Origin of the sequence: Microbispora catharanthi (assembly GCF_006334915.2) — a bacterium.
GTDB classification, from domain to species: domain Bacteria; phylum Actinomycetota; class Actinomycetes; order Streptosporangiales; family Streptosporangiaceae; genus Microbispora; species Microbispora catharanthi.
Genome location: NZ_VDMA02000003.1, coordinates 165,481 through 182,083, shown reverse-complemented (window position 1 = coordinate 182,083; position 16,603 = coordinate 165,481). Strand labels below are relative to the sequence as shown.

The following is a 16,603-nucleotide window of genomic DNA, read 5'->3' as shown; positions in this document are numbered from 1 at the left end:
GGCCGGCGCGGCTCCTGGCACTCAGCGGCCCGCGCGACTCCTGGCACTCTGCGGAACGGGGAGGACGGCGCCGACCTGCCAGCCCGCCGCCTGGCGGCCGGCGTGGAGCGCGCCCCCGAGCGCCTTCACCCGCTCGGCCAGGCCGATCAGGCCGGTGCCTCCGCCGTGCCGGTCGTCTCCCGCGAGGCCGGTCGGACAGGTGCCGCCGTCGTCGGTGACGGACACCCGCAGGGCCGGGCCGTCGGCCGCGCCATCGACTGGGGCGACCGCGACCACCACGCGGGTCGCGGAGGAGGCGTGCCGCCGCACGTTGGTCAGCGCCTCGAGCACGACGGCGTACGCCGTGCTCCCGATCTCGGGAGCCACCGGGAGGGCGAGGTCGCCGGGCATGTCGAGCCTGGCCGGGATCCTTCCGGTGGCCGAGAAACGGCCGACCAGGTCGGGCAGGTCGGCCAGGCCGTAGACGCGGGTCGGCGGCGGTTCCTCCGCCGCCCGCTCGTCCGGGTCGCGCAGCGCGCTCACCATGTGGTCCATGGACGCCAGCGCGCGCAGCCCCGCCTCCTCGACGCGTGCGGCGAGCTCGCGCGCCTCGTGCGGATCGAGCTCGCCGAGCTGCGCCGCCTGGGCCTCCAGGACGATCCCCGTGACCTCGTGGGCGACGAAGTCATGCAGGTCGCGGGCCGTCTCCAGCCGCTGGGCCCGCCGCGCGTCCGCCACCGCGCGCACCCGCCGGTCGTCCAGTGACCTGAGGTAGAGCGCGACGGCGGCCACGGCGGCCACGGCGATGAACGACAGGAGGCAGGCGATGACCGAGGCATCCGCCGTCGGGCGGGGCATGCGCAGCGTCAGCCGCAACGGCAGCGCGACGGCCGTCGCGATCCCGAGCGCCGTCCCGATGACCGCCGCCCGCCGTCCCGGCAGCCGTCGCACGACCCGTCCGAACAGGAGCAGCAGCGCGCCCATCTCGACGGGCAGCCACAGCCCGGCGAACTGGTGCCGCCCCTGGTAGGCGAACGTGACGGCGAAGGAGACCAGCACGACGACGGTCGCCGCCGTGGCGAGGCCGATCCGCCGGTAGGGCAGGCGCGTCAGCGCGACGGCGACGGCCAGGGTGGCGGACAGGGCGACGACGAGCGCGTGCGGGGGAGCGAGGATCGCCGGCGCCGGCACCATCGCCACGACCACGGCGCACAGGAAGGCGCGGACCCGGGACCTCGTCATGCCACTGAGGGTACGCACGCGGTGGGGACCGTGATCGCACCCTGGTCACCGCACCCTGGCATACCCCAGCTCCCAGGCGCGTACGGCGATGCCGACCCGGTTGCGCACGCCGAGCTTGCGCTGGATGCTCGCCACGTGGGTCTTGACCGTGCCCGGCGAGATGAACAGCTCGGCGGCGATGTCGGCGTTGGTCTTCCCCTCGGCCACCTGGCCGGCGATCTCGATCTCGCGCTCGGTCAGCGGTTCCGACGGCGGCGTGTGCCGGGGGCCGTCGCCCGTGACGTGCCTCAGCAGCCGCACCGTGACCGAGGGGCTGATCAGGGTGTCGCCGGCCACGGCGGCCCGGACCGCCTCGACCAGGAGCGCGGGGCCCGAGCGCTTGAGCAGGAACCCGGACGCGCCGTGCCGCAGCGCCGGGTAGACGTACTCGTCCAGGTCGAAGGTCGTCACCACCACGACCTTCGTCGGCACCGATGCGCCGGGGCCGGCGAGAGCCCGGGTCACTTCGAGCCCGTCCATCCTGGGCATGCGGATGTCGACGAGCGCCACGTCCGGCTGGAACCGCCGGGCCATCTCCACCGCGGCCACTCCGTCGGCGGCCTCGCAGACGACCTGGATGTCCGGCTGGCTCTCCAGGATGCGGCGCAGGCCCCGCCGCACCATCTCCTGGTCGTCGGCGATCAGGACACGAATCACCCGCCGATTCTTCCAGCCCCGCCGGGAACGGCCCGCGGCGGCGTCACGCCCGTCCCGGCTCCTCGAACGTCATCGACACGTGCTCGGCCGCGGCCGTCATCAGGGCCCGCCGGGGCAGGCCGAGCTCGCTCAGCTCCTTGGCGATCGGGTGGTTGCCGAGGCGGATGAGCGCGCCGCCCGGCCGCCAGCGGATCCCCCGGGCACGGACCGTCCAGGGGATGCGGCGGGTGACCCCGTCCAGGTGGGCGTAGGCGTCCGGCACGGGCAGCGCCTCGCCGAGCAACGGCACGGGCGTCGCCGGGATGCCCGGCCTGACCAGCAGGTCGACGACCATCCGGCCGTCCCTGCGCAGCAGACACCGCTTGTACGGCGAGCCGAGCCGCAGATCCACGTCGGCCAGCTCCTTGGGGAAGCCCCAGATGGTCCGACCGGCCTCCAGCGTGAACGCCTGGTCGACCGGCAGCCAGTGGACGAAGGCGCCCGACCCCGCCCCGCGCAGGTCCTTCAGCCCGGCCAGCGGCCCGCGCCTCGGCGGGGGGCCCGCGTCGGCCGGCCGTACGAGGAAGGTGACCCCGAACTCGTTGTAGGAGCCGAGGTCGGAGTCGTGGTAGCGGACGAACACCAGCGAGCACAGGGCCTTGCCCGGCAGGACCTCGGTGACGTCCATCCTGGAGTACGCGAGGACCGCGCGGGCGGCGTCGGCCCGCACCAGGTAGGCGGCGAGGCAGACCGAGGCGTCGCGAACCTCCACCGGCGTCTCGACCCTGCGCCCCTGGACGACGTGGCTTGCCATGGTTCCAGTACAGCAAAGCCCGGCGGCCGTGCGACAGCCGTACGGCGGCAAGGTTGTCCCAGCCCTGTTTTCCGGCGGATGTCGATTCCGGGGCGGTCGTTCGTGTAGAGGGTGAACGGGCCCGCGCCGGGCGGGCCTCGCCGAGGAGGTGGACGAGACCATGAGGCACTATCTGCTCAGCATCCAGCAGCCCGACGGCGGGACGCCCCCGCCGGAGGTCCTGGAGCCCATCATGCGGGACCTGGCGGTCCTCAATGAGGAACTACGCGCCGCGGGGGCGTGGGTCTTCTCCGGCGGGCTGCACGATCCGGGCACGGCGACCGTGGTGCGGGTGCGCGACGGGGAGGAGCTCGTCACCGACGGTCCGTACACCGAGGGCAAGGAGCACGTCGGCGGGCTGACGATCGTCAAGGCGCCCGACCTCGACGCGGCGCTCGAGTGGGGTCGCAGGCTCGCCCGCGCGACCACGCTCCCCGTGGAGGTGCGCCCCTTCGCGGGCGTCGTGGAGGGCGATGACGACCGGCAGTAGGGACCCCGACCTCGAGCGGGTGTTCCGCGAGGAGTACGGCCGGGCCGTCGCGGTCCTGGTCCGCCACTTCGGCGACATCGACGTCGCCGAGGAGGCGGTCCAGGACGCGTTCGCCGAGGCGGTGCGGCGCTGGCCGCGCGACGGGACGCCGCCGAGCCCGGCCGGCTGGATCATCACTACCGCCCGCAACCGGGTGATCGACCGTCACCGGCGGGAGTCCCTGCGTGCGGACCGGCACGCGCGGGCGGTGCTGCTGCGCGCCCCCGGCGACGCTGACGACGAACCGGCCGAGGAGGGTCCCGTGCACGACGACCGGCTCCGCCTGATCTTCACCTGCTGCCATCCCGCGCTCGCCCCGGCCGCCCGGGTCGCGCTGACGCTGCGCCTGCTCGGCGGCCTCACCACGGCCGAGATCGCGCGGGCGTTCCTGGTCCCTGAGCCGACCATGGCCCAGCGGCTGGTCCGGGCCAAGGCCAAGATCCGCGACGCGGGGATCCCGTACCGCGTTCCGCGGGAGGCCGACCTGCCGGACCGGCTCCGGGCCGTGCTCGCCGTCATTTACCTGATCTTCAATGAGGGCCACACGGCGAGCGCGGGCGACCGGCTGGCCCGCGACGACCTGTGCGCGGAGGCCATCAGGCTCGGCCGCCTGCTGGCGGCGCTGATGCCCGACGAGCCGGAGGTGATGGGGCTGCTCGCGCTCATGCTGCTCGTCCACGCGCGGCGCGACGCCCGCACCACCCCGGCCGGCGACCTCGTGCCGCTGCCGGAGCAGGACCGCGGCAGGTGGGACCGCGCGCTCGTCGCCGAGGGCCAGGACATCGTGCGGGCGTGCCTGCGGCGCGGCCGGCCGGGGCCCTACCAGATCCAGGCGGCGATCAACGCGGTTCACGCCGACGCGCCGATCGCCGCCGCCACCGACTGGAGGCAGATCCTGAGCCTGTACGACCACCTGCTCGCCCTCGCCCCGAACCCGGTCGCCGCGCCGAACCCTGTTGTCGCGCTGAACCGGGCCGTCGCGGTGGCCGAGGTGGACGGGCCGCAAGCCGCGCTCGCCCTCGTGGACGACCTCGGCCTGGACGGCTACCACCTGTTCCACGCCGTCAGGGCCGACCTGCTGCGGCGGCTCGGCCGGGCCGGGGAGGCCGCGCGGGCGTATGAAGCGGCGATCGCCCGCACCCGGAACGCCTCCGAGCGGGCCTTCCTCGACCGCCGGCTGCGTCAGGTGCGGGAATTGAGTGGGTGACGCGACCGCCGCGCCCACCGGGACGGGCGCGGCGGCCGGCACGGGTCGCTAGACGTTCTGCCCCGACAGGTTGGTCAGGCGGCCGGCGGGAGAGCGGTCCGGCAGGACGGCGACGGAGCTCGGAGCCTGGGCCCACCGCTCGAGCAGGGCGACGAACTCCCCGGCCACGGCGGGCCAGTGGAAGTGGTTCAGCGCCTCGACGTAACCCCGCGCGCCCATCGCGGCACGCCGTTCGGCGTCCTCGCGCAGGCGGAGCACGCACTGCACGACCGCGTCGGCCACCGCGCCGACCTCGCCGAACGGGACGATCGTCCCGCAGTCGACCCGCCCGACCAGGGACGCCGCCCTCGGCAGCGGGGTCGTGACGACGGGGATGCCGCGGGCCATGTACTCGATGACCTTCGTGGGCGTCGACTCGCGGTAGTTGGGCACGTCGTGCAGCAGGGACAGCCCGGCCAGGGCGCCCTCGGCCATCCGCAGCGCGTGGTTGTTGGGGACGTACCCGAACCAGTCGAGCAGCCCCGCGCGCTGCGCGTCGCGCAGCATCGGACGCACCGCGGCGTCGGCCGGTCCGATCAGATCTAGGCGGATGCCGAACGGCCGGAGCCGCCGGGCGATCTCCACCATCTCGGCCGCGCCGCGCGCGAGGGAGATGTGGCCCACGTAGACGATCCGGTGGTCCCCCGGAGGCGCGGGCGGCGTCTGCGGCACGTACGTGTGATTGGGCACCACGGGATGCGCGCCGGGGAAGCGCTCACGGTAGGACTCCTCGGCGAGGATGAGGTGGAGGCGCCGCTCCGCCCGGCCCTCGACCGCGCGGATCAGCGGCGGCAGGACGCTCCGCACCGGCCCCGGCAGGTACGCCTTGGCGTTCAGCGCGCCGATCGTGTCCTCGTGGACGTCCCAGACCGTGGGCGGCCGTTTGCGAGGAAGCGCGAGCAGCAGCTCGATGTCGTGCACGAGCAGCAGGTCGGCGTCTCGGACCGCCGTACGCAGGGCGGAGGTGGCGGCCCGCAGCGCCTTGGCGCGGTGCAGCCCCACGGCCCTCGGCACGTCCACGGCCCGGATGCCCGGCCGCGGCGTCACGTTGCAGTGCGTGAACGGCGCGACGAAGGTGACCTCGTGCCCGGCGTCGAGCAGCGCCCGGATCTGCCGGTGGGTGATCCGGGCGTCCTCGGGGTGATGGACTGTCGTGCCGACGCATACCCTCATATGGGGAGGCTGACTGCACCGTCCGAAATGACCGGATGCGCTGGGTGAATGCCCCCCGAAATGCCGCTTAACTTCCGGTGCTCGCCGGCTGCGGCGTTCGCGCGCTCGGCCTCCGGTACAACCAGGTCAGCCGGGGTTCGAGCAGCCACTTGAACGCCGTACGGGTGATCGGCAGGCACAGCACGATGGCCAGCGCGAAGCAGGAGCACGCGATGGCCGCCACGCCAAGCGGGCCGTGCAGCCAGGGGAAGCTGAGCCAGCCCATCTCCTTGGCGATCATCACCGGCACACCGTGCAGCAGGTAGCAGTAGAGCGTGCGGGTGCCGAGGTCGGTGAACCACGTCTGGCGCCGGGGGATCAGCGACATCACGGCCGCCGACATGGCCAGCGCGGCCACCAGCAGGCCTGTCCGCAGCAGCATGCCCTTCCACCAGACCAGGTGGAGGTCCTTGTAGCTGTCCTTGTAGTAGATCGGGCCGAGCTTGATCGAGTACTTCTGCACCAGGAAGATCGCCACACCCGCGGCGCCCACCAGGACGACCACCGACAGCGCCATCACCCAGCGCTGCTTCAGGAAGTCGAAGACCCCCGGCTTGAGCACGAGGCCGAGGACGAAGAACGGCATCAGGCCGAAGAAGCGGTCCATGCTGAAGTCGCCGGACAACTCGGAGAACCCGGAGAACAGATATACGGCGATCGAGATCACAAACGGATACTTCATCCGTTTCCACACGGGTGTGGACAGTCGCCAGAACAGGAGCGCGAGCAGATACCAGTTCAACCAGGCCGGGTCCATGATCGTGATACTGAACTTGTGCCCAAAGGCGGTGCGCAGCAGGGCGTACCCCAGCTCGACGATCACGTACGGCACGAGGAACGTGTCGACCAGTTTGTTGGTCTTCGCGTTGGAGTTCCAGAAGTTCCTGGACAGGTAGCCGCTGACGATGACGAACAGCGGCATGTGGAAGACGTAGATGAACAGGTACGCCGCCCGGGACGAGTCGGCCGCCAGCGTCGGGACCAGCGAGTGCCCGATCGGCACCAGGGCGATGCCGACGAACTTCACGTTGTCCAGGTAGGGGTCGCGCGGCTTCTTGGCCCGGGGCGCGGGCTCCTGCTCGGGCTCGTCCTCCAGGCCGTCACGCTGTCCCGTACCCCGGGCGAACGGGTCGTCCGGCCGGACGGGCACCTCGGCCCAGGCGGGCAGCGGAGCGCGCAGCGGCCTGCCGAGCGGACCGGTCTGGCGGGGGTCGTTCGCGCCGCCGTAGCCGTCCTGGGAGCGCCGCCAGGGGTCCCACTGGGCGGGGTCGTCGGCCTCCTGGCCGGGCCACACGGGAGCCGGCGCGTCCTGCGCGGGCGCGGTGCTGAAGGCCGCGTTCGGGGCGGCCCCGGAGAAGGCGTCCGGCACACCTCGCCCGCCGCGCGGGCCGCGGGTGGTCTCGGGGAACGGCGTGGCGCCGAAGGGGTCGTCCGGTGTGAAGACGGGGCCGACGCCGGACGGGGGAGTGTCGAGGAAGGGGTTCGCCGTCCTGCCGGCGGCGGCCGCCGGCGGCTCCGGGAAGCCGGGAGGTTCGGGGAAGCCGGAGAATCGCGTCCCCAGCGGCTCCGGCCCGGCCCCGAAGGCCGGGGCGGGGAAGGCCGGGGGTTCGCCGAAGGGAGGCGTGGGGACGTCGGAGCCGTCCTGTGGGCCGGGCGCGGACGACCGCCGGGTGGCGCCGGGGAAGGCGTCCGCGAGGTTGCGGGGACCGTGCTCGGGGAACGTCTGCGGCCACGCGGGGCCGTCGGCGGCGCTCGCGCGCGCCACAGGAGGCTCTGTGTCCTGACGATCTGTGTCTGTACGATCTGGGCCCCGGCCGGCGGAGAAGTAGTCGAAGCCCTCCGGCTGCGGGGCGGACGCGGGCGGCATGCCCAGGCGGGAGGCGCCCGGCTGGCGCGGCTTCCGTACGGGCAGGGGCTGCTTCTCGTACGGCTTGTCATGCGACGCGGAACCGGTGGGCGCGGAACCGATCGGCGCGGCGCTGCTCGACGAGATGCCGGGCACCCCGGCGCCCCGCGGCTTGCGCACGGGCAGGGGCTGCTTCTCGTACGGCGGGGCGCCGGCGGGCGTGGAACCGGCCGCCGCGGCGCTGTTCTGCACGGCACTGTTCTGCGCGGCGCTGTTCTGTACGGCGCTGGGGCCCTCGGCGCGCCCGGCTTCGGCGGCCGCGCCTGCCGCGCCACCCGTGCCTGTCGTGCTGCCCGGGGCCGTCTCGCCGCTCTCGTGGCGCCCCTGCGCCGATGCGATCGCGCTCTCGTCGCCGGGAGCCGGAAGACTCCCCTCGTGGCGCCCGTGCTCGTGCCGCTCGTGGGTCTGGGAGCCGGGCCGGCCCGCGCCCTGCTCCGCCTCCGGACCACCCGCGGTCTTCGGCTCCCGCCGCGGCAGGCCGCCGTCCGGAGCGGGCCAGTCTCCGGTGATGCGGCCTATCACTCCGGTGGGAGCCTCTTCGGCATCGGGGTCGTTGCCTTGCGGGGATCCGGGAACCGGGGGGTGATGGCGGGTGTCACTCACGGGAGAAACGCTCAGCTATCTGTTGGAGGCTCGGGGGAACGGCCACGCCTGGCGTAGCGTCGCCGCGTCCTTTCGGACATTAGCGAAGGCGCCCCGGCGCATCAGCCCGAACGGGCGAACAGGGCGCGTTCGCCAGGTGTTCACCCTAACGTTCTTGGACACTGATGTCGCCTCTGAGGCCGAACATAACTCCTGTGACGTCTGTCGGTTCTGTTGTCAGACCGCCGGAGACGGGACGGCCGGGGCTCCGTTCTCATGGGACGGAGCCCCGGCCAGGATGTCGGCAGGGGTGTGACGCGTGTCAGCTCGCGCAGATGTTGGTCTCGGAGGTCACCGCGTTGTCCCCGACCTGCAGGGGGACGCGCACGCCCTTCCAGTCGGCGCCGATGACGAGCTGGATGATCGGCCCGCGCACCTTGCCCTTGGGCGCGTCCGGCGAGGGCGAGGACGGGGTGAACGGCGTGACCGGGCCGCTCGCTACCTTCCCGGTCTCCGGGCTGACGGGGTTGATCAGCTTGCCGACCAGGATCTTCGAGTAGTTCCAGCCCTGACCGGTGTAGCGGACCACGGTCTTCGGCTGGTCGGTGCCGTCGGGCTTCCTCGCGTCGCCGACGCCGACGACGTTGAAGCCGAGCCCGGAGAGCTCCTCGGCGACCTCCTTGCCCCGGCCGGGGGTGTTGGTGCCGTTGAACACCTGCACCTTGACCTGCTGCGGCTTGGTGACCACGGGCCCGGACGGCGAGGCGGCCGCGCTCGGGGCGGCGCTGGCGGTGGGGGCCACCTCGGTGTCGTTCGCGATGGCCTTGAAGAGGTTGCCCGCGGCCGGCTGCTTCCACTGGACGCGGTTCTTGTCGGCGATGTACGGCTCCCACGGCACGGTGGTGGCCTTGAAACCCTTAGCCGAGAGCTTCTGCGCGCTCTGCGCGATCTTGATGAGCTCTTCGGTGTTGAGCGCGTCGTCCATGGTGACGGACTTGGCCGCGGCGGCGATGAAGTTCTGCAGCTTGCCGACGTCGGTGAGCAGGGCGCTGCTGGTCGCCTTCTTGACCACCTGGGAGAGGAACACCTGCTGGCGTTTGATCCGGGAGATGTCGCTCCCGTCGCCGAGTCCGTGCCGCAGCCGTACGTAGGCCAGCGCGGTCTCGCCCTTCACCAGGTGCTTGCCCTTGGCGAGCGTGAGCTTCGACTGCTTGTCGTTCACGTCCTGCGGCAGGCAGATCTCGATGCCGCCGAGCGCGTTCACGATGGACTTGAAGCCGGTGAAGTCCACCTTCACGTAGTGGTGGACGCGGATCCCGGTGAGGCTCTCGATCGTCCGGCGCGTGCAGATCATCCCGCCGTCGGAGAACGCGGAGTTGATCATGCCCAGGTGCGCGGGAACGAGCGTCCTGTTCCTGTTGTAACAGGCGGGGATCATCACCATGGAGTCGCGGGGGAAGCTGAGCAGCGTCGCCCCGTCGCGGTTGGGCGACACGTGCAGCAGCATGATCGTGTCGGTGCGCTCGCCGTCGTTGACCAGGTGCTGGCCGTACTTCTTGTTGTCTCCGGCGCGGGTGTCGGAGCCCACGAGCAGCACGTTGATCGCGCCGGTCTCGTTGACGGGGCGGTTCTTGTCGAGGTCGTCGGTGGACGCGCCTCTGTTGATCAGGCCGATCGTGCTCCGGTAGACCTTGTAGGCCGTCAGCGTGCCGATGACCAGCACGCACGTGAGCACGACGCTGATCCAGCCGCCGATCCCCAGCCCGGACCGGCGGCCGCCGCCCCCGCCGCGCCGGCGGGACGGCCTGCCGTCCGGAGGGGGCAGATCGCCGCCACCTCTGGACGCGCGGCTCGGGGCGGTGGGCGCGGTGGGGGCCGGGCTGTAGCCGGTCTCCTCGTCGCCGCCGCGCCTGCGGCCACGCCGCCGCGGCGGCTCCTCCTCGTGAAGGGGCTCGGGTGGCCCGCTCGGCTCGGCGCGCCGCCCGCCTCGGCGGCGTCCCTCGTCGTACGCCTCCGGCGGGTAGTCGTCCCTGGGCGGTCGCTGCCCGCCTCGTCTCCCCGGCATCTCCGCGTAGCCCGCGGGGGCGGTGGCCACCGGCATGTCGGCGTACCCGGCGGGCGCGGGCGCCCCCCTGCGGCCCCGGGGGGGCTCGAAGGCGCCGTCGTACGAGCCGTCTTGCGGGGGACCCCAGACCCTCTGGTCGGACGGAGCCTGCGGAGGACTGGAACGCGCGGCGACGCGCCTGCGCTCGCTCACCGCACGCCTGCCCAGGAAGCGACAGCCGGGCGGCACGGCGCGGCGGCCGTACGGCACAGTCTGGCGGCCGGACGAGTGGGCGAGAGGCCGCAAGGATTACTGGTTCGCTCGCACACTTGTCCTCCTTGCCTGGCGATCACATGTCGCGCTCCGAGGGTAGGTCACTGGAGCGTCTGCGGGCGCCGCGATTGGGAGGATCCAGGGCGCGATCACGCCGTGCCGCGTCCCCCTGATCCAGGGGCAGAGCATACTAAACACCGACATTTTGGGTATGAGATTGAGTTTCCCTTTACCTGGATTTGATGTTCGGAGGGCCGTTTGGCCAGGTCAGCCGGTCATGTCCGTCGGCGGAGCCCCCGGACGGACAGAGCGGCGGCCAGGCAGGCAAGCGGCACCACGGGCAGGACGTAGCGGTAGTCGAACTGGGCCGTGGCGGGCGGGACGAGAAGCAGCGCCCAGGCCGTCGCCCAGGCGATGCCCCAATTCGAGTGGGCCCAATTCGAGGAGCCCCGGTTCGAGCGGGCGCGTCTCGCGGGCGGCCGTCGTGTCCGCGCCGACCGGGCCCGGACGAGCCAGGCGGCCGGGGGCGCCAGAAGGAGCACCAGCAGCGCCGTCCCCGGCAGCCGTGCGACGTCCTGGTAGGCCCGCATCAGGCCGGCGAACGGCTCGGAGATGCGCAGCGTGATGGGCCCGCCCTCGTAACGCTGCGCGAACTCCTTGCCCACCACGGCGGGGTTCCGCCCGGGCGGCGGCGGCACGGTCTCCGGAAACTCGTAGTACCCGTACGTCTCGGCGTCGGGATAGACGGGCCGCCCGAGCGTGAACGACCTGCCGAGCTCGGTCAGGGTGCCGCGGAGGTAGTCGAGCGGCTGGCTGCGGATCGCGAGCGAGGCGAACCTCCCGGCCAGGGTGTCGGTCTCCTTGGTGAACGTGATGCCGGGCAGCCGGACCAGCGGGGCTTCGGGGTTCCAGATGTACTCCTGGGACGCCGGCCGGGACGCGGGAGGCCGGGAGTCGCACAGCACGGCGAGGTCGGCCGGCGGCTTCATCACCGAACAGTCGGCGAACGCCATCGTGCGGGCGTAGAGGAAGACGCCGTTCGAGCCGACCAGCCCGACGCGCTGGTAGGTCGCGTAGAACCAGCCCGCGTAGCCCGCGACCGGCAGGAGCGCGGCCACCAGGAAGGGCACGGTGAGCCTGGCCACCGCCCGGCCCGGGCGGCCCGCCCCGCTCGCGCCACGCACGCCGTACGCGAGCAGGACGAGCGCGAAGACGGCGATCAGCGGCAGCCCGACGGTCCTGGTCAGCGTGGCGGCGGCCAGCACGAGGCCGAGCGCGGCACCCGAGCGCGGCGTCTGCGGGCGGCGCATCGCCAGGCACACCGCTCCCACGACCAGGAACGTGAACAGCGAATCGGAGACCAGCAGGTGCTCCAGCTCGATCTGGTACGCGTCGAGCAGCACCGGGACGCAGGCCAGGACGGCCGCCCACGAAGGACCGCCGCGCCGCAGGACGGTCACGTAGAGCATCACGCCGACGAGCAGTCCCAGCACGTGCTGCACGGTCACGACCAGGGCGAAGCTGTGGAACGCCTCCAGGAGCCTCAGGAACATCGAGTAGCCCGCCGGGCGGACGAGGTCGGGCCTCGGCCGCATGGCCGTCACGACGTACGTGTAGGAGTCGGGGAACCACAGCGCGGGCCGGTAGCCGAGCGCGGTCACCAGCCGCAGGAGCGCCCCCAGCCCGAAGACCACGAGGAACCACCGATGCCTGCGCGCCCACCCGGGGAGCTCCGCACGCGCCCAGGCCACCGGGTGAAACGGATCGCGAGGCGCCAGACGCCCACGGACCCGGCTCCCGAGCCGCCCGCCCGCTGGACCTTCGCCCATGAGCCCCCGGTTCGCGAGCCGTCCCTCCCCAGGCGTCGTGGGCGGCCCTGGGGACGGCGGCTCGCCTGGCCGGGCGGGTCCGGGGCGTTCGTGCGGGTGCCCGTCCCGCTCTGGCCAGGGCGCCGAGCCCCGGCTGTCCGACACCCTCATATGCCCCCCCGCCTGCTTCCCGGCGTACGCTACCGGCTCCGTACGACCCCTGTGCGGGGGCCGCCCGCGCCTGTGGACAACCGCGACGCGCGCAGCGGGCGTGCTGCCCGATGAAGGCGGGGCGCGGGGATGGGCCGCTAGTCTCGGGTGCATTCCAGTGCACGGATCCGGCCACTCACGTGGCCGCACACGGCTGCCATCGGCGCAGGAGGCGGCGGGCAGGACGCTCGCGGCCGTCTCCGTCGTGCCCGCGCTCGCGCTGAGCGGGTGGCTGCTCGCCGGGCTGCCGCTGCTGCTGCTCGGGTGGTTCCGGCCGCTGCCCACGGCGGTGCTCGGCGGCGCCGCCGCCCTCCTGCTGTGCGCGGCGGGCCTGCGCCGCCTGCCCGCGACCGCAACGCCGCACCGCTGGGCGACGGCGGCCACACTCGCCGTGGCACTCGGGTCGGGAGTGTTCAACGGGCTCCTGCACGGCGAGCAGCTGATCGTCCGGCGTGACCCGTCGACCTACGCGCAGTACGCCGTCTGGCTCGCCCGGCACGGGTCGCTGCCGATCCCGGTGGGGGACTTCGGCGGTCCCGATCCCGCTCTGCGCTTCGACAGCATGGGCGTCTACATGACCGGCGGCGGGATCGTCCCCCAGTTCATGGCCGGGCCGCCGATGACCTACGCCATCGGCCACTGGCTGGGCGGTGTCCCGGGCCTGCTGCTCGTGCCGCCCGTGCTGGGCGCGCTCGCGGTGCTCACCGTCGCAGGGACCGCCGCGCGGCTCGCGGGCGCGCGCTGGGCGCCCCTTGCCGCCCTCGTGTTCGCGGTCAGCCTGCCGATCATCTACACGTCGCGGACGACGTTCAGCGAGATCCCCTCGCTGATCCTGCTGTTCGGCGCGATGAACCTGCTGCTCGACGCCCGGGCCCGGCTCAGAGCGGCACTGCCCGGTGCGGGCTTCCCGTCCGCCGCGCTCGCGGGGCTGTCGTTCGGGCTGGCGCTGCTGGTGCGCATCGACGGCCTGCGCGACGTGCTGCCCGTGCTCGCCTTCGCCGGGGTGCTCGTCGCGCTCCGGCGGATCCCCCGCGCGAGGCCCTTCCCCGAGGGGCGGCTGGGCGTGCCCCTGCTGACCGGCCTGGTCGTGGGCGGCCTGTGGGGGTTCACCGGCGGCTACGTCCTCGCCCGGCCATACCTGGAGTATCTGTCGGGCTCACTCCTGCCCCTGCTCGCGATCTGCGCCGTCGTCGTGGCGCTCACGGTCGCCGGCACGGCTCTCGCGCCCTGGATCGCCGTCCGCGCGCGCGGGCTCCTCACGGGAGCCGGGTGGCTGCCGAACGCCGCCGCTGCCCTGGTCGTGCTGGTCATGGCGGGCTTCGCCGTACGGCCCTGGGTGCAGACCGTGCGTCGTGACGCGGTCACGCCCGAGGACAGGCTCACGGCCGACTTCATCGAGAAGACGCAGGTCGCCAACGGCCTCGCGAAGGACATGTCCCGGCTGTACTACGAGCACTCCCTCGACTGGGTCTTCTGGTATGTCGGGATCCCCGCCGTCGTGCTGGCGACCGTGGCGGCGGCCGTGCTCGCCCGCCGCCTGACCAGGGGTGAGGAGTTCGGCTGGCTGCTGCCGCTGGCCGTGATCGGGTGGACGACGGTGACGACGCTCTGGCGTCCCGCGATCACCCCCGACCACCCCTTCGCCTCCCGCAGGCTGGTGCCGATCGTCGTCCCCGGCCTGGTGCTGCTCGCCGTCTGGGGGCTGCGGTGGCTCTCGCGGCGTCTCGCGCGCACGCGCTGGTTCGCCGCCCGCCGGGGACGCTCACGGGCCGCTGTCGCGGCGGGGGCGCTGCTGCTGGCGGTCCCGCCCGCGATCACCTCGATCGGCACCGCGTTCACGCCGGTCAACAGGGGAGAGGCCGCCGCGGTGGCGGGCCTGTGCCGGGCGATCCCGGCGAACGCCTCCGTGCTCATCGCCGAACGCGTCACGGGCGACCGGCTCACGCAGGTCGTGCGCGGCCAGTGCGGGCTGCCGACCGCCCGGGTGGTCTATCCCCGGGGCTCCGACGTGCCGCCCCGGGCCGACGTGCTGCGCCTGGTCGAGGCCGTCCGGCGCACCGGCCGCGTGCCTGTGCTGCTCGCCGCCGAGCCCGAGCAGCTCATGGCGTACGGCCCGGCGACCCGGGTGATGAGCCTGCACACCCGGCAGGACGAACGCTCGCTGGTGGACCCGCCCAACGGCACATGGTCGCTCACCATCGACGTCTGGATGACCGTGCCCACCCAATAGATCTAGGGTTCGGCGTGTGAATTCCCCTGCGATGGAGGAATCGTCCTTCGGCGACGATCGTCGTGAGCCGGAATCCAGGACGGGCCTTCTCCGGAAGCCGCCGGCCGTCGCCGGACTGGTGGTCGTGCTCCTGGGGGGACTCGCCGTACTCGGGCTCGCCGGGTGGCGGATCTACGAGCACTCCCGCTGGCCGCTGCCCCCGCCCGAAACCCCCGCCCCGCTCACCGGGAGGTTGTCGGTCTTCCTGTGCGTGGACGGTCCGGACGAGTACGCGCCGAACTGCCTGTACGGTGCCGCGACCGCCGATGACAAGCGGGCGATCGAGGCCGCGCTCAGGTCGCTCCCGGAACTTCGCGGTTTCTCCTTCGAGACGAAGGAACAGGCGTACGAGAAATTCCGGAGGAGTGCCGGTGATGACCCGGCGGGTCTGGAGTTCGTGCGGAAAACGAGAGTCGACGAGATGCCCGAGTCCTACCAAGCCACTCTCGGTCCCGGGGACTGGGAGGCGGTCCGGCTCCGCATCGACGACGTGCGCGGCGTCTTGGCCACAGAGATTTACGGCGACAGTCTCTGGAGAGGAGTCGCCGACATCGGGATCGCGCTCTGTCCGGAGATCGGCAGCGACTATCCGCGGTGCCGGGGACGTGAAAGGGTCTCAGAAGAGGAAAAGGCGGCCGTGCTCGACCGGATCAGGGACCTCGGCGGGGTGAAGGCCGTGTACGTCGAGGACGCCGCCCACGCGCGCGTGAACAGGCGGCGGATCCTCTGGCGGCCGGACGCTGAGGATGTCGACGTGCGCGCCCTGCCTGAGGCGTTCTACATCGCGCTCGACCGTCCACCGGCGAAGACCGAAATGGAGAAGATCTTCCTCCCTATGCCCGGCGTCGCCCAGGTGGTGCCGGTGTCATGACACTTCCCGAGGAGCCTCAGATCGAGGAGATGACGATCGGCGAGAGCGATGGCCGGCGGAGAAGGCCGCTCGTCATCGCGGCGGTCGTGCTCGTCGCGGCGCTGGTGACCGGAGGGGTGTTCGCCTACCGGGCCTCCGGGGAGCCTTCGTCCCCGCCGGACGGACCGTGGCCCCGTACGGGCACCTTCCTGGTCCACCTGTGCGGGCCCCCGTCCCCTTATGACGGGCAGTTGTCCGGCGAATCGCAGCCCTCGGACGAGACCTGTCCGTCGGGCGCGGCGACGGCGGCCCAGCGGCGCGCGGTCGAGCGCGTGCTCGCGAGCCACGCGGAGACCCGGGGATACCGGCGACTCACGCCGGCGCAGGCCCTCGCCATCGCGCGCCAGAACGAACGCATCGGCGACATCCTCGACGAATATCTCGTGAGGCGCGCGGTGTACGGCGGTGTCCTGGCGCATGGGAACTGGCGGCGGGTCCTCGGCGAGGTGCAGCGGCTTCCGGGGGTCTTCTATGTCGAGTCCTATCGGGACGACCCCTGGTGGGGCAGGGCCGACGTGGCGGTCCGGCTGTGCTGGAAGGACTGCGAGGGCGGCCTGGCGGACCGGCAGGCCGTGCTCGGCCGCATCCGCGCCCTGCCCGGCGTTGACGAGATCTATTTCGAGGACGCCGAGCACGCCCTGGCCGTCATGCGTCACGTGCAGTGGGTGGACCGGCCGGAGTTCTACCACGCGGACCTGATGCCGGAGGCCTTCCACGTGAAGTTCGCCGGCCCGTGGGATTTCGCCCAGGTGCAGCGGGCCTTCGCCGGTATGCCGGGCGTCGTGAAGGTGGTGCGGCACGTTCGCCCCCTGTAGCGGCGGGGTGAGGAGATTCGAAGTGAGACCGCGATTTGGTGGGGCAGAGT

12 protein-coding genes are annotated in these 16,603 nt (G+C 72.7%); 5 read left to right on the top strand and 7 right to left on the bottom strand.

Features of this window, described 5'->3' with window-relative positions; all coding sequences use genetic code 11:
• Window positions 1-21 precede the first annotated feature (21 nt).
• The 3 genes from FH610_RS06555 to FH610_RS06545 are packed head-to-tail and all read right to left on the bottom strand — an operon-like array spanning window position 22 to window position 2,710.
• Complete coding sequence (locus FH610_RS06555) at window positions 22-1,221, bottom strand: sensor histidine kinase (protein WP_205825598.1); 1,200 nt, start codon at window positions 1,219-1,221, stop codon at window positions 22-24.
• Window positions 1,222-1,266: 45 nt separating this feature from the next.
• Window positions 1,267-1,917 (bottom strand): response regulator transcription factor, encoded by a 651-nt coding sequence (locus tag FH610_RS06550; RefSeq protein WP_276607634.1) that lies wholly within the window; start codon window positions 1,915-1,917, stop codon window positions 1,267-1,269.
• Between the two features lie 43 nt (window positions 1,918-1,960).
• Entirely contained in the window at window positions 1,961-2,710 is a 750-nt protein-coding gene (locus FH610_RS06545) for an acetoacetate decarboxylase family protein (protein WP_139573386.1), read from the bottom strand.
• A gap of 148 nt (window positions 2,711-2,858) precedes the next feature.
• On the opposite strand from FH610_RS06545, the gene FH610_RS06540 reads away from it, so the two are divergent.
• Together FH610_RS06540 and FH610_RS06535 are read left to right on the top strand one after the other, a co-directional pair.
• A complete protein-coding gene (locus tag FH610_RS06540; RefSeq protein WP_240808801.1) occupies window positions 2,859-3,239 on the top strand; it encodes a YciI family protein in 381 nt (126 codons plus the stop codon).
• Window positions 3,223-4,485 (top strand): RNA polymerase sigma factor, encoded by a 1,263-nt coding sequence (locus tag FH610_RS06535; protein ID WP_139573385.1) that lies wholly within the window; start codon window positions 3,223-3,225, stop codon window positions 4,483-4,485. The genes FH610_RS06540 and FH610_RS06535 overlap by 17 nt, the downstream gene beginning before the upstream one ends.
• Before the next feature lie 48 nt (window positions 4,486-4,533).
• Here the strand turns inward: FH610_RS06535 and FH610_RS06530 are convergent, their stop codons facing one another.
• The 4 genes from FH610_RS06530 to FH610_RS06515 form a co-directional block, all read right to left on the bottom strand.
• Entirely contained in the window at window positions 4,534-5,697 is a 1,164-nt protein-coding gene (locus FH610_RS06530) for a glycosyltransferase (protein ID WP_139573384.1), read from the bottom strand.
• Between the two features lie 67 nt (window positions 5,698-5,764).
• On the bottom strand, window positions 5,765-8,245 hold the full coding sequence (locus tag FH610_RS06525) for an acyltransferase family protein (RefSeq protein WP_139573383.1): 2,481 nt from the start codon (window positions 8,243-8,245) through the stop codon (window positions 5,765-5,767).
• Between the two features lie 301 nt (window positions 8,246-8,546).
• Entirely contained in the window at window positions 8,547-10,481 is a 1,935-nt protein-coding gene (locus FH610_RS06520) for an LCP family protein (RefSeq protein WP_139573382.1), read from the bottom strand.
• A gap of 335 nt (window positions 10,482-10,816) precedes the next feature.
• Entirely contained in the window at window positions 10,817-12,292 is a 1,476-nt protein-coding gene (locus FH610_RS06515) for a hypothetical protein (protein WP_139573381.1), read from the bottom strand.
• Window positions 12,293-12,677: 385 nt separating this feature from the next.
• On the opposite strand from FH610_RS06515, the gene FH610_RS06510 reads away from it, so the two are divergent.
• The 3 genes from FH610_RS06510 to FH610_RS06500 are packed head-to-tail and all read left to right on the top strand — an operon-like array spanning window position 12,678 to window position 16,553.
• The gene (locus tag FH610_RS06510; RefSeq protein ID WP_240808800.1) at window positions 12,678-14,789 is read left to right on the top strand and encodes a hypothetical protein; all 2,112 of its coding nucleotides are present in this window, start codon (window positions 12,678-12,680) and stop codon (window positions 14,787-14,789) included.
• A 31-nt stretch (window positions 14,790-14,820) separates the two neighbouring features.
• The gene (locus FH610_RS06505) at window positions 14,821-15,699 is read left to right on the top strand and encodes a permease-like cell division protein FtsX (RefSeq protein WP_139573380.1); all 879 of its coding nucleotides are present in this window, start codon (window positions 14,821-14,823) and stop codon (window positions 15,697-15,699) included.
• Window positions 15,696-16,553 carry a permease-like cell division protein FtsX gene (locus FH610_RS06500; RefSeq protein WP_139573379.1) on the top strand — a complete coding sequence of 286 codons (858 nt, stop codon included), beginning with the start codon at window positions 15,696-15,698 and terminating at the stop codon, window positions 16,551-16,553. Before FH610_RS06505 ends, FH610_RS06500 begins: the two co-directional genes overlap by 4 nt.
• Window positions 16,554-16,603 lie beyond the last annotated feature (50 nt).